This is a genomic window from Bradyrhizobium neotropicale, from assembly GCF_001641695.1.
GTDB lineage: Bacteria > Pseudomonadota > Alphaproteobacteria > Rhizobiales > Xanthobacteraceae > Bradyrhizobium > Bradyrhizobium neotropicale.
The window spans coordinates 1-13,354 of the sequence record NZ_LSEF01000024.1 but is presented as its reverse complement, the minus strand read 5'-3'; the positions used below and the strand labels follow the sequence as shown (position 1 = coordinate 13,354).

General features: G+C 65.0%; 13 protein-coding genes. 11 read left to right on the top strand and 2 right to left on the bottom strand.

Annotated elements, in window-relative coordinates; all coding sequences use genetic code 11:
• The first annotated feature begins 80 nt into the window (after positions 1 to 80).
• The 9 genes from AXW67_RS03295 (at position 81) to aat (ending at position 8,544) form a co-directional block, all read left to right on the top strand.
• On the top strand, positions 81 to 851 hold the full coding sequence (locus AXW67_RS03295) for a DsbA family protein (RefSeq protein WP_027553671.1): 771 nt from the start codon (positions 81 to 83) through the stop codon (positions 849 to 851).
• 221 nt (positions 852 to 1,072) lie between these two features.
• Positions 1,073 to 1,978 (top strand): DUF1236 domain-containing protein, encoded by a 906-nt coding sequence (locus tag AXW67_RS03290; RefSeq protein ID WP_063676601.1) that lies wholly within the window; start codon positions 1,073 to 1,075, stop codon positions 1,976 to 1,978.
• A gap of 223 nt (positions 1,979 to 2,201) precedes the next feature.
• On the top strand, positions 2,202 to 2,669 hold the full coding sequence (gene aroQ / locus AXW67_RS03285) for a type II 3-dehydroquinate dehydratase (RefSeq protein WP_027553673.1): 468 nt from the start codon (positions 2,202 to 2,204) through the stop codon (positions 2,667 to 2,669).
• Positions 2,670 to 2,704: 35 nt separating this feature from the next.
• Positions 2,705 to 3,199 carry an acetyl-CoA carboxylase biotin carboxyl carrier protein gene (gene accB, locus AXW67_RS03280; RefSeq protein WP_027553674.1) on the top strand — a complete coding sequence of 165 codons (495 nt, stop codon included), beginning with the start codon at positions 2,705 to 2,707 and terminating at the stop codon, positions 3,197 to 3,199.
• An 82-nt stretch (positions 3,200 to 3,281) separates the two neighbouring features.
• A complete protein-coding gene (gene accC / locus AXW67_RS03275) occupies positions 3,282 to 4,640 on the top strand; it encodes an acetyl-CoA carboxylase biotin carboxylase subunit (RefSeq protein WP_063676599.1) in 1,359 nt (452 codons plus the stop codon).
• Positions 4,641 to 4,748: 108 nt separating this feature from the next.
• Positions 4,749 to 6,275: a sensor histidine kinase gene (locus tag AXW67_RS03270; RefSeq protein ID WP_063676598.1), complete on the top strand. Its 1,527-nt coding sequence runs from the start codon at positions 4,749 to 4,751 to the stop codon at positions 6,273 to 6,275.
• Positions 6,272 to 6,712 (top strand): response regulator, encoded by a 441-nt coding sequence (locus AXW67_RS03265; RefSeq protein WP_027553677.1) that lies wholly within the window; start codon positions 6,272 to 6,274, stop codon positions 6,710 to 6,712. Before AXW67_RS03270 ends, AXW67_RS03265 begins: the two co-directional genes overlap by 4 nt.
• Positions 6,709 to 7,812, top strand: a complete 1,104-nt coding sequence (locus AXW67_RS03260) for a sensor histidine kinase (RefSeq protein WP_027553678.1) — start codon at positions 6,709 to 6,711, stop codon at positions 7,810 to 7,812. The genes AXW67_RS03265 and AXW67_RS03260 overlap by 4 nt, the downstream gene beginning before the upstream one ends.
• Positions 7,813 to 7,863: 51 nt before the next feature.
• Positions 7,864 to 8,544, top strand: coding sequence for a leucyl/phenylalanyl-tRNA--protein transferase (aat, locus tag AXW67_RS03255; protein WP_063676597.1), 681 nt, complete (start codon positions 7,864 to 7,866; stop codon positions 8,542 to 8,544).
• Positions 8,545 to 8,558: 14 nt separating this feature from the next.
• Here aat and AXW67_RS03250 read toward each other — a convergent pair whose 3' ends face one another.
• Positions 8,559 to 9,602 carry a DUF2155 domain-containing protein gene (locus tag AXW67_RS03250; RefSeq protein ID WP_063676596.1) on the bottom strand — a complete coding sequence of 348 codons (1,044 nt, stop codon included), beginning with the start codon at positions 9,600 to 9,602 and terminating at the stop codon, positions 8,559 to 8,561.
• 170 nt (positions 9,603 to 9,772) lie between these two features.
• Between AXW67_RS03250 and AXW67_RS03245 the strand changes: the two genes are divergently transcribed.
• Positions 9,773 to 10,720 carry an alpha/beta hydrolase gene (locus AXW67_RS03245; RefSeq protein WP_063676595.1) on the top strand — a complete coding sequence of 316 codons (948 nt, stop codon included), beginning with the start codon at positions 9,773 to 9,775 and terminating at the stop codon, positions 10,718 to 10,720.
• Positions 10,721 to 10,735: 15 nt separating this feature from the next.
• Entirely contained in the window at positions 10,736 to 11,743 is a 1,008-nt protein-coding gene (locus AXW67_RS03240) for a hypothetical protein (protein WP_063676593.1), read from the top strand.
• A 174-nt stretch (positions 11,744 to 11,917) separates the two neighbouring features.
• On the opposite strand, the gene AXW67_RS03235 is transcribed toward AXW67_RS03240, so the two are convergent.
• Positions 11,918 to 13,270 carry an IS1182 family transposase gene (locus AXW67_RS03235; protein WP_063676234.1) on the bottom strand — a complete coding sequence of 451 codons (1,353 nt, stop codon included), beginning with the start codon at positions 13,268 to 13,270 and terminating at the stop codon, positions 11,918 to 11,920.
• Positions 13,271 to 13,354: the final 84 nt, after the last annotated feature.

Below are 13,354 nucleotides of genomic sequence, written 5' to 3'. Positions count from 1 at the left end.
TGACACCACGACGTCACGACAACACGCTTAGCTCCGCCGTGACGTTTTCCGAAACCTGCTTTGAATAAGAGGATTTGCCTATGCCTTCGCTGCGCCTGTTCGTTCCCGCGCTGTTTGCGCTCGCCATCGGTTGTGGCGTGACGGGGCCCGCTTCGGCCGACAGCTTCTCGGATGCCCAGCGCACCGACATCGAGGCGATCATCAAGAACTATCTCGTCACCCATCCCGAGGTGCTCGAGGAAGCGATGACCGAGCTCAGCAAGCGCCAGGCCGCCGCCGAGGCGCAGAAGCACGAAGCCAGCATCGCGCAGAACGCGGACGCGATCTTCAACTCGCCGCGCCAGGTCGTGCTCGGCAACAAGGACGGCGACGTCACCTTCGTCGAGTTCTTCGACTACAATTGCGGCTACTGCAAGCGCGCGATGACCGACATGCTCGACCTGATGAAGAACGATCCCAAACTCAAGGTCGTGCTCAAGGAGTTTCCGGTGTTGAGCCAGGGTTCGGTCGAAGCGGCGCAGGTCGCGGTCGCCGTGCGCATGCAGGATCCCACCGGCAAGAAGTATCTCGACTTCCACCAGAAGCTGCTCGGCGGTCGCGGCCAGGCCGACAAGGCGCACGCGCTCGCCGCGGCCAAGGAGGCCGGCCTCGACGTCGCCAAGATCGAGAAGGACATGGCCAATCCCGAAGTGCGCGCCACCATCGAGGAGAACTTCAAGCTCGCCGAAGCGATGGGGATGAATGGCACGCCGAGCTACGTGATCGGCAAGCAGATCGTCGTCGGCGCCATCGGCCTCGACGGCCTGAAGGAGAAGATCGGCGTCGCCCGCTGCGGCAAAGCGACGTGCTGATCGCACCTTCGTTCCATTCCGAATGAAGCGAGGCCGGCTGAAAAGCCGGCCTTTTTCTTTGCGCGCTTGCTGGCTCGATCGTGTCGCAATTCCGGCACACGCATTCATTTGGCATTCAATAAACAAATGCCGAGGAACCAGTGAAGTTCCGGAACAACTCAAATCTCCTTTCGTTGTCGGCGCGGGCAATGACGCGAAAGAAACACGTGAGGAGAAGTTCAATGTCTAACCGCTTTATGATCTCGGTTGCCGCGCTCGCGTTGATCGCCGGCACCGGACTGGCGAACGCACAGGGCACCATGAACCGCGAGAGCGGCGGCGCTGGCGCCGGCGCGCAGCAGCAGATGCAGCACTCGCAATCGTCGGGCAGCGCCTCCGAGCGCAGTGGCTCGATGGGCCGTGAGTCGACCCACGAGAAGGGCACCGTTGGTCAGGCCCAGGAGAAGGGCAGCGCCCACGAGAAGGGCACCGTCGGTCAGGCCCAGGAGAAGGGCAGCGCCCATGAGAAGGGTACGGTCGGTCAGGCTGGCGGCAGCATGAAGTCCGGCGCGGAAGAGAAATCGTCCGGCGCGAGCAAGGCTGAAGAGAAGTCCGGCACGATGCACAAGAACCAGTCGGCGGATGAGAAGGCCGGCGCGACCAAGGGCCAGCGCACTGACGAACGCGCGCAGGGTCAGCAGGACAAGTCGAAGAGCATGAGCTCGGAGAGCCAGTCCAAGTCCGGCCAGAAGGACATGAAGGCCGAGGACAGCAAGAGCGGCACCTCGACCAACAACGCCGAGAACCAGAAGGGCACCGGCACGAGCACCAACCAGAACGCTCAGGGCCAGAGCAGCACGAGCACGACGGTCGGCCAGGCCGGCGCGGCCGCCAAGCTCTCGACCGAGCAGCGCACCCAGATCACCTCGGTGATCCACGAGCAGCGCGTCGCCCCGGTGAGCAACGTGAACTTCTCGGTCTCGGTCGGTACCCGCATTCCGCGCTCCGGCATCGAGCTGCACGCACTGCCGTCGCGGGTCGTGACGATCTATCCGGAATGGCGGACCTACAAATTCATCCTGGTCCGTGAGGAGATCGTGATCATCGATCCGGAGACCTACGAGATCGTGGCGGTTCTCAACGCCTAAGGCCGGATCACGGCAACCATCCGGGGGCGGGCAGCAATGCCCGCCCCTTTGCGTTCGGCCGGCAGCCATGCTTTAGACTGGTTAACAAGCAATTTCCGTAGTTTCCGCACAGGTTTTTGCAACCCGGATGAGGTGCCTGAAGGCCTCTGGGAGGTCCTTCAAGGCTTCCCCTAGCGCCCTTTGTTACCTATAACCCCCGCCACGCCGAAGCACCGGGATAGGAATGGCCGAGCCAGCAACCGACACGATCCTCGTTCTCAACGGGCCGAACCTCAACATGTTGGGGACGCGCGAGCCGGAGAAGTATGGCCATGCGACGCTGGCCGACGTCGAGAGACTGTGCCGGGAGACGGCGAACCAGTTCGGCCTCAAGGCCGACTGCCGCCAGTCCAACCGCGAAGGCGAGCTGATCGACTTCATCCACGAGGCGCACGCCCGCAAGATGAAGGGCATCATCATCAATGCCGGCGGCTATTCGCACACCTCGATCGCGCTGCACGACGCGCTGCTCGCGGTGCAGATCCCGACCGTCGAAGTGCATGTGACCAACATCCACGCCCGCGAGAGTTTCCGCCACCATTCCTACACCGCGCGCGCGGCCTTCGCCTCGCTGTGCGGCTTCGGCATCGAGGGCTACCGCCTCGCCATCCAGGGCCTTGCCGCCAGGCTTGGCATCAAGCCCAAAGCCTGACGCTCCCTTTCAACAGAACATTCGGATCAAAGAACATGGCGCGCCAGCCAGACGACAAAGCAGCCGCAAAGTTTTCCAGCGACGATTCCGCGCTCGTGCGCGAGCTCGCCCTGCTGCTCGATGAGACCAGCCTCACCGAGATCGAGATCGAGCGCGCAGGCTTCCGCCTGCGCGTCGCGCGCAACATCAGCGTCGCCGCAACCATGCCGATGCCGGTGGCAGCCGCCGCCCACGCGGTACCGGTCGCCGCCGCGGCCGTCGCACCTGCGGCCAGTGCGCCCGACATGTCGAAGCACCCGGGCGCCGTCACCTCGCCGATGGTCGGCACCGCCTATTGGGCGCCGGAGCCCGGCGCAAAACCCTTCATCGAGGTCGGCACCAAGGTTTCGGTCGGCCAGACGCTGCTGATCATCGAAGCGATGAAGACGATGAACCAGATCCCCTCACCGCGCGCCGGTACCGTGACGCAGATCCTGGTCGAGGACGGCCAGCCGGTCGAGTACGGCGAGCCGCTCGTGATCATTGAATAAGCGAGTGGCGAATGGCGCGTGGCGAATGGTTGCTGTCTCACCATTCACCATTCGCTACTCGCTATTCGCCCGCTGAGGCGCCATGTTCGACAAGATCCTCATAGCCAATCGCGGCGAGATCGCCCTTCGCATCTTGCGAGCCTGCAAGGAGCTCGGCATCGCGACCGTTGCCGTACACTCCACCGCCGATGCCGATGCCATGCATGTGCGCCTGTCGGACGAGAGCGTGTGCATCGGGCCGCCGCCCTCGAAGGACAGCTATCTCAACATCCCCAACCTGCTCGCGGCCTGCGAGATCACCGGCGCCGACGCCGTCCATCCCGGCTACGGCTTCCTGTCGGAGAACGCGCGCTTCGCGGAAATCCTCTCCGAGCACAATCTGCATTTCATCGGTCCCAAGGCCGAGCACATCCGCCTGATGGGCGACAAGATCGAGGCCAAGAAGACCGCCAAGCGGCTCGGCATCCCCGTGGTGCCCGGCTCCGACGGCGCAGTCGGCCCCGACGACGACGCGTTGGCGATCGCAAGGAAGATCGGCTTCCCCGTGCTGGTGAAGGCCGCTGCCGGCGGCGGTGGCCGCGGCATGAAGGTCGCGCAAAGCGAGGCCGACCTGCAAGTGGCACTGTCGACGGCGGCCAACGAAGCCAAGTCCGCCTTCGGCGATGCGTCCGTTTACCTCGAAAAATATCTGCAGAAGCCGCGCCACATCGAAATCCAGATCCTCGGCGACGGCCGCGGCGGCGCGATTCACCTCGGCGAACGCGACTGCTCGTTGCAGCGCCGTCACCAGAAGGTCTGGGAAGAAGGCCCCTCGCCGGTGCTCTCCGCAGCCGCGCGCGCCAAGATCGGCGAGACCTGCGCCAAGGCGATGCGCGAGATGAAATATCTTGGCGTCGGCACCATCGAGTTCCTCTACGAGGACGGTGAGTTCTACTTCATCGAGATGAACACCCGTATCCAGGTCGAGCATCCCGTCACCGAGAGCATCACCGACATCGACCTCGTGCTGGAGCAGATCCGCATCGCTGCCGGCGGCGACCTGCCGGCGCGGCAGGACGAAGTCCAGATCATCGGCCATGCCATCGAGTGCCGCATCAACGCGGAGAACCCTCAGACCTTCCGGCCTTCGCCCGGCCGCATCCAGCAATATCACCCGCCCGGCGGGCTCGGCGTGCGGATCGATTCGGCGGTCTATCAGGGCTACACGATCCCGCCTTATTACGACTCCCTGGTCGGCAAGTTGATCGTCCACGGCAAGACCCGCGGCGAGTGCCTGATGCGGCTACGCCGGGCACTGGACGAGATGGTGGTCGAGGGCATCGAGACCACCTTGCCCCTGTTCCGCGCGCTGGTCCGGGAGCCCGCCATCATCGACGGCGACTATCATATCCACTGGCTGGAACAGTACCTGGCCGGCCAGACGGAACCCGCCGCCAAATAATCTCCCACCTCCTCGGGAACCCTTTGCCTTCACGGGCGTTTTGAGGAGTTGGGGATTGCTCGAAGGGGGCTCCTTGGACTCCGTTGTCGTGTATCAGGCGAGACCGTCGTGAGGGCTGAGGCGCAGCGGCGGCGCGCATTCTGGCAGATCCTGCTGTTCAGCGCGGGCCTGTTGGTGCTGACCGTGATCAGCGCCGGCTCGGTTTATCTGGTCAACAAGGCCCGCAGCGACAACAAATGGGTGCTCCACACCATCGAGGTGGAGAACCAGGTCAACGCGCTCCTGCTCGAGGTCCGCCGCGCCGAGAGCGGCGCCCGCGGCTACCTCCTGACCCAGGGGGCTGATTTCAAGATCGACCATGACAAGGCGGTAGCCGCCATCATTCCCGCGCTCGACAGGCTCACGCGCCTGAGCACGGACAATCCCGCGCAACGCGACAACATCGAGAAGCTGAGCGTCGCGATCGAGACCCGGCTCGATCAGTTCGCGCGCGAGATGGAGTTCGTCCGGCAGGGCCAGCCGGAGAAGGCCATGGCGCTGGTCCGCGAGGCCGCGACCGCCGACACCACGACCACGATCAGCAGCGTCGCGAGCACGATGATCCGGGAAGAGGAGCGCCTGTTCTACCTCCGCTCGGTCAATGCCGACCACAGCCAGACGCTGGCGGCGTCGATGACCGGCATCGGCTCCGGCCTGGTGGTGGTGTTGGTGCTGATCTCGATCTGGCTGGTGCGGCGCTCGGCGCGGAGCCGCGACGACGCCGAGGCGCGCCTGCGCGACGCGAACGTCAACCTCGAGACCATCGTCGACGAACGCACTGCGGACCTGCGCGAAGCCAACAACGAGATCCAGCGCTTTGCCTATATCGTCAGCCACGATCTGCGCTCGCCGCTCGTCAACATCATGGGCTTCACCAGCGAGCTCGAAGAGCTTGGCGGCGACATTTTCCGCCGCGTCAGTGGCCTCACCCATGTCCCGGCCGACGGTCCGCAGCTCGTGCCCGGCGCCGCCGGCAATATCCCGCTCGAAGGCCCCGACAAGCAGCTCTCGGAGGACTTCTCCGAGGCGCTCGGCTTCATCAAGTCCTCGATCGCCAAGATGGACCGGCTGATCTCGGCGATCCTCAACCTCACCCGCGAGGGCCGCCGCGAATTCCAGCCCGAGAGGATCGACACCCGCGAATTGATCGAGGCCATCGTATCGACGCTGGCACATCAGGCAGCCGAAGCGCAGGCTGAGATCCATGTCGAACCCCTGCCGGACGTCGTCAGCGATCGCCTTGCGCTCGAGCAGATCTTCTCCAACCTGATCGACAACGCGATCAAGTACCTGAAGAGCGGCGTGCCCGGAGAGATCAGAATCCGGGGGCGCACCAAGCTCGGGTACGCTATTTTCGAGCTCAGCGACAACGGCCGCGGCATCGATCCAAGGGATCACCAGCGGATTTTCGACCTGTTCCGCCGCGCGGGAACCCAGGACAAGCCCGGCCAGGGTATCGGCCTTGCGCATGTGCGTGCACTTGTGCGCCGTCTCGGTGGTACGATGTCGGTATCGTCGGAACTGAATGCGGGCAGTACATTCACGATCACGCTGCCAATGAATTGGAACGCCAGCAATCGGAAGACCGATCAATGACCCAGCCTGTCACCATCATCATGATCGAGGACGACGAGGGACATGCGCGCCTGATCGAGCGCAACATCCGTCGATCCGGGGTCAACAACGAGATCATCGCGTTCGGCAACGGCACCGATGCCATGATGCATCTGTTCGGCGCCGACGGCACCGGACTCAAGCAGAAGGGCAACGCCCTTCTGATCCTGCTCGACCTCAACCTGCCCGACATGACCGGCATCGACATCCTGAAGCAGATCAAGGAGAACAAGTATCTGAAGGCGTCGCCCGTGGTGGTGCTGACCACCACCGACGACTCCCAGGAAATCAAGCGCTGCTACGAGCTCGGCTGCAACGTCTACATCACCAAGCCCGTCAACTACGAGAACTTCGCCAACGCCATCCGGCAGCTCGGCCTGTTTTTCTCGGTCATCCAGGTCCCGCCCGCCGCCACATGAACCAGAGAACCCCGACACTGCTCTATATCGACGACGACGACGCGTTGGCGCGCCTCGTCGAGCGCGGGCTCACGCGCCGCGGCTACAAGGTCGTTCTTGCCGCGAGCGGCGAGGAAGGCCTCGAGCGCATTCGCCGCGCGGGTGCTGACGGCTCTATCGATGTCGTGGCGCTCGACCAGTACATGCCGGGACTCGACGGGCTGGAGACGCTCGAGCAGATCATGGCGATCCCGGATGCCCCGCCAGTGGTGTTCGTCACCGCCTCGCAGGATTCCAGCATCGCGGTCACCGCGCTGAAGGCGGGCGCGGCCGACTATCTGGTCAAGGACGTCAAGGGCGACTTCATCCCGCTGCTGCATGTCGCGGCCGATGGCGCGCTGCGCCAGGCCGAGATGCAGAAGGCGCGCGAGGAAGCCGAAGCCGAGGTCCATGCCTCGCGCGACCGCTACGCTGCGCTTGCCGCCGAGCGCGAGCTGCTGCTGCGCGAGGTCAATCACCGCGTCGGTAACTCGCTCCAGATCATCGCCTCGCTGCTGCACCTGCAGGCGAGTTCCGCCGCGCAGGAAGAGGTCAAGGCTGCCCTGACCAACGCGATGGGCCGCGTCGCCGCGGTCGCGCAGGTGCACCGCCGCCTCTACACCTCGCAGGATCTCAAGAGCGTGATCCTGAACCAGTATCTCGAATCCCTGCTCGAGGATTTGCGTCGATCGGCCGAAGGTAACCGGATGTCGCGGTTAACGCTGAAGGCGGAGCCGATCGAGATCGATCCGGACCGCGCGGTCGCCGTCGGCATCATCGTCAATGAGCTGGTGATGAACGCGGTGAAATACGCCTATCCGGACGGTGCCGGCCCTATCCATGTCGAGCTGACCTCGAAAGGCGAGGACCTCCTGCTGTCGATCGCCGACAACGGCGTCGGCGACAATGCCAAAGCCGATCCGCGCTCGACCGGGATGGGCCAGCGCATCGTCGCCGCGATGGCCTCCAAGCTCGATGCCTCCGTGGAGCGCGATCCCGACCATGCCGGAACCCGCATCGTGCTGAAATTCGGCCGCACCGCCGCGGCGCCCGGCAAGGCCAGCAACGCCGCAGCGAGTTGATCCGCGCCACCCATCGCAAGCCCGTCGCGATCCTGCTATTGTCGGCAGGCCATGACCTCGCGCGAATCCGCCTCGTCTGAAATCACGCCGGCTGTGCTGCTGCGCGCCTATGCCTGCGGCATCTTTCCGATGGCCGAGAGCGCCGACGATCCGACCTTGTTCTGGGTCGAGCCGGAAATGCGCGGCGTCATTCCGCTCGAGGGATTCCGCGTCGCCTCGCGTCTCGCACGCACCGTGCGTTCGGACGCGTTTCGCGTCACCGTCAACACCGCGTTCAAGGCAACCATCGCCGGCTGCGCCGCGCCGCAGACCGGGCGCGAGGACACCTGGATCAACAAGCGCATCCGCGATCTCTATGGCGGCCTGCATGAGCTCGGCCATTGCCACAGCGTCGAGGTCTGGCAGGGCGACGACCTCGTCGGCGGCCTCTACGGCGTCAACCTCGGGCGCGCCTTCTTCGGCGAGAGCATGTTCCATACCGCGCGCGACGCCTCCAAGGTGGCGTTGGTGCATCTGGTCGCGCGTCTCATCCACGGCGGCTTCGAGCTGCTCGACACGCAATATGTCACCGAGCATCTGAAGAGCTTTGGCGCGGTGGAGATTTCGCGGCGGCGCTACACCGGCCTGCTCGACAAGGCGCTTGCCGGCGAGCCCGCCGATTTCCTGAAGCTGACCGCCGGTGACGCGATCCCGGGCGCACGCGTGCTCGAGATCATCGCGACACGGCAATAATCAGACGATTTGGCTTAGCGGCTAAAGCCCGGGAAATTGAAAAGGCCCGGTTGCTGCTGCGGCGGCGGAGCCGGCTGTGTCTGCTGCGGTGGCGGCGGCAACGGCTGCGGCGGGCGCTGCTGCTGCACGGCCTGCTTGGGTGCGGCCTTCTTCTGCGCGGGCGGCGGGGGTGGCGGCGGCTTTGCCGCGGCGGGATCCGGCGCTGCGGTTGCGATCGTCTGCTGCGGCTCTTTGCAGTCGGTCAGCCAGATGTCGTAGATCGGATGCTCAACGCCGTGCAGACCGGGGCTTGCGGCAAACATCCAGCCCGAGAAGATCCGCTTCACCTCGCCCTGCAAGGTGATCTCGTCGACCTCGACAAAGGCGTCGGTGTTGGCGGCTTCCGTCGCCGGCCGCGTGTAGCAGGCGTCGGTTTTGACCCGCAGCGCGCCGAACTGCACGGTCTCGCCGATATCCTCGTCGAAATTGATGATGCGTCCGGTGATCTTGTCCAGGCCCGAGAAGGTCGCCTTCTTGTTGACGATCTTCTGCGCCGGCGGCTCGGTGACGACCTCGTCGCCCGGCTGGAGGCTCGCCGGCGTCTGCGGCACGCCGCCCTTCTGCTGCGGCTGGCGCTGGCCCGGCTGCGGCGCAGCTTGCGGATTGGGCGGGGCCACCGCCACGGAGGGCGGCTGGTTCTGCGGGGCGACAACGGTACCCGGCGGCGGTGCCAGGGGCTGGGTCTCGACCGGCCCCGGCAGGGCGTTGCCCTGGATATTGCCTTGAGGATTGCTCTGGCGCGGCATCGGACGCGACGGCAGCACGCGGCCCTGCGGCGGCAGCTCCGGCACCTCCTCGTCGTCGTCAGGCATCTGCGGCTGCGGCTGCGGCTGCGGCTGGCCACGCGGAATGCTGCCCGGCGGCCGCGGCGGCGGGTCGGAGAAGATCGTGCCGATCTGCGCCTGCGCGGGCGTCGCAACCGTCATGGCGGTGGCGGCCAGCAGTGCCGCAAGACCTGTCAGGGTAAGGGTTCGAAACATCTCGCGCGGCTTCAACAGCGAATCGGGCTTGTTGGACATTCTACAGGGGATACCGCCGCTCGCAGGCCATCGGGTTAACACGCCAAATAGGGCGGGGAAAGGGCGGCATCCCTGCCCTGCCCGCCGCCGGCTGGCCAGAGCCGCCTCGGGATGGAATAGTCGACCAGATTCAGGCGTCTCCGGCCAGCTGGAGCAGGACAAGACCCGTTATGCCCGTTGTGCTCGATCCCGATGCCGCCGCCGTCTACAAGGCGTTCCAGGAGGCCGGCCGCCCGCCTTACGAGACCCTGACCGCACCGGAAGCACGCGCCTATTACTTGCAGGCGCGCTTTGCCACCAATCCGGAACCACCCGAGCTGGCGCGCATCGCGCCGCTGGCGATCGCGGCGCCCCACGGCACGATCCCGGCGCGCATCTACGTGCCCAAGGAACTACGGCAGCGCGACGGGTTGTCGCCCGCGCTGGTGTTCTTCCATGGCGGCGGCTGGGTCGTCGGGGATCTCGAGACCCATGACGTCGCCTGCCGCAAGCTCGCGGTCGAGGGCGCGCTGATCGTGATCTCGGTCGACTACCGCCTCGCGCCCGAGCACAAGTTTCCCGCCGCCATCGATGATGCGATCGCCGCGACCCAATGGGTCGCAGCCAATGCGCGCGCGCTCGGCATCGACGCCGCGCGCCTCTCGGTCGGCGGCGACAGCGCCGGCGGCAATCTCGCAGCCGTCGTCGCCCTCGCCGCGCGCGATGGCAACGGCCCCGCGATCGCCGGCCAGGTCCTGATCTATCCGGCGGTCGATTTCGCCATGACGCACGGCTCCCACAGCGAGCCCGAGACCAGCGTGCTGCTCACGCATTCGGTGATCCGCTGGTTCTGCGACCATTATCTGAGCGGCGCCGCCGACGCTGCGGACTGGCGCGCCTCGCCGGTCCGCGCCGCGACGCATCTCGGCCTGCCGCCGGCCTATGTGCTCACCGCCGGCGCCGATCCGCTGCGCGATGAAGGCGCAGACTATGCCGAGCGTCTAAAACAGGCCGGCGTGAGCGTCACCTACAGGCACTTTCCAGGTCAGTTCCACGGCTTCTTCACGATGGGCAAGCTGCTCAAGCAAGCTAACGTCGCCGCGAGCGAAATCGGCGCGTGGCTGAAGGGGTTGGGCTAACGAGGCTGAGATCGAATGCCTTGGTTTCTCCGAACCATCATCGCCGTTCCCGTGCGGGGGCTCACATGGCTCGGCGACCAGGGCACGCGCGCGGTGGCGGCGCTGGTGTTCATCGCGGTTGCGGTGCCGCCGATCGGGGCGCTGCTGCGGCCCTACGTCACCGAGGCGATCTTCTGCCTGCTCTGCATCTCCTTCATGCGCGTCGATCTGGCTGCGCTCTACGGCCATCTGCGCCGGCCCGGGCTGGTCGCGGCCGCCACCGTCTGGACCACGATCGGTGTGCCCATGATCGTCGGGCTGATCGCCTGGTCGACCGGGTTCGACAGCCGCTCGCCGGGCCTCTTCCTCGCACTGATGCTGCAAGGTATGGCCTCGCCGATGATGGCCTCGCCCGCGCTCGCCGCAATGATCGGGCTCGATGCCACGCTGGTGTTGGTGACGCTGGTGACCTCGACCGCGCTCGTTCCGTTCACCGCCTCACTGTTCGCGAGCCTGTTCCTCAGCGGCAACCTCAGCATCACGCCGCTCACGCTCGGCCTGAAGCTGCTCGGCCTGCTCGCGGGATCGCTGCTCGCCGCAACCATCATCCGCCGCGTCGTCGGCGCGGACGCGATCCAGCGCCACAGGCGGCCGATCGACGGCATCAACATCATCATCCTGCTGGTGTTTGCGTCGGCGGTGATGGGCGATGTGGCAAGCGACCTCGTGACCGATCCGGTCTTCACCATCGGCGTCGCGCTGATGGCCTTTGCTGTCTATTTCACCCTGCTGGCGGTCACGACGCTGCTGTTCCGCCGCGTCGGCTATGAGCGCGCGCTGGCGCTCGGGCTGATGGTATCACAGCGCAATCTGGGGCTGATGCTGGCCGCGACCGCGGGCGCGCTGCCGCCGACGACCTGGCTCTATTTCGCGCTCACCCAGTTTCCGATCCACCTCGCGCCCTACATGCTGACGCCGATCGCACGCCGCCTGATGGCGCGCGTACGGATGTCCGACGCAGCCGCCGCGGGCAGCACGACCTAGGGGCACGCACTCAAAACTCCGCGCCGCAGTCAGGCGTTGATGAGGTCCGCTGTGCCCCTGATGGCGGCGCAAAAAGCGGACCCTCACCGGAGGTCCGAGTCAGGCCGATTCTGTTGAAAAAGGCGGCAGTAGTCCCGATGTATTGGCACCAGAGCCGATGGGACCCAACGGCCGTTATGCGGGTTTGAGGGATTGCATCGGGATCAGCTTGGCCATCTTGCGAAGGTTCTGGGCGGTGGCTGCGAGGGTGAACTCATCACGAGCACCGTTTGGACCTCGTAAACGTAGACGGTCGAGCTTGAGAATGCGCTTGAGGTGCGCGAACAGCATCTCGATCTTTTTGCGGAGCCGACGCGAGGTGCCTCCTTCCCACGACCTTGCGATCTGGCGGGCCATGTCGCGAGCGCCCTCATAGATTGAGCGCGGCACCCTCCGTGAGGGCTGCTTGGGGCAACACCGGGACTTCAGTGCGCACCGATCGCAATCGCGCTTGCTGGCCATGTAAAGCATCGTGGCGCCATCGTTCACCAGCGCTCCGGTCGTGGTGAGTACTTTGCCGCCAGGACAGCGATACACGTCACCTGCGTGGTCATAGGTGAAGTCCTCGCGCGAGAATATCCCGTCTGTGCGGACCGACTTGTCGAACACTGTGACGTGTGGCTCGATGCCGTGCTCGTAGACCAACCATCCGAGCATCTCGGCCGAGCCATAGCCGCTGTCGCCGAGGAGCCGGCTCGGATAGAGATCGAACCGGTCGAGCGAGCGCTCAATCATGCGCTTGGCGGCCAACACCTCCGCCTGTCGGATTGCCGTGGTTGCCTCGACATCGACGATGATCGCGTTCTCGACGTCGACCAGGTAATTCGTCGAGTAGGCGAAGAAGGCTTGGCCGCCGTGCGCTCCCATCCAGCGCGCCGCTGGGTCGGAGGGCGACACGAACTTCGGCGTGACCTCGGTCGCTGCTCCGAAAGCGGCATCGTCGAGGACGGCCAGATATTCATCGATCGCTCGGCCGGCGGCCTCCGGTGGAAGGCCCTTGTCGCCTTCGATCCCCTTCTGCCGATTGGCATCGGCCTTGATCAAGCTCGCATCGACTGCAAATCCTTCACCACCGACAAGTCGCTCCTCGATGCAGCGGCGCAAGACGCTCTCGAACACTCGACGGAACAGATCGCTCTCCCGGAAGCGACCATGCCTGTTCTTGGAAAAAGTCGAGTGATCCGGCACCGAACCGTCCAGACCGAGCCGGCAGAACCACCGGTAGGCCAAATTGAGGTGGACCTCATCGCACAGGCGCCGCTCCGATCTGATGCCGCAGCAGTAACCGATCAGGAGCATCCGGATCATGAGCTCCGGATCGATCGAAGGCCGACCGATGCTACTGTAGAAAGGCGCCAGGCCCCGCCGGATCTCTTGAAGATCGACGAACCTGTCCATCGACCGTAGCAGGTGGTCGGCGGGAATATGCTTCTCGAGCGAGAACTCATAGAACAACGCAGCCTGTTCGACTTGCCGATGCCCCATCATGATCTTCAGTCCTGCCAACTAAGCAGACTGAATCACTGGTATCTCTGAGTCGCAACAACCGCATTTTTCAACAGAATCGGCCAG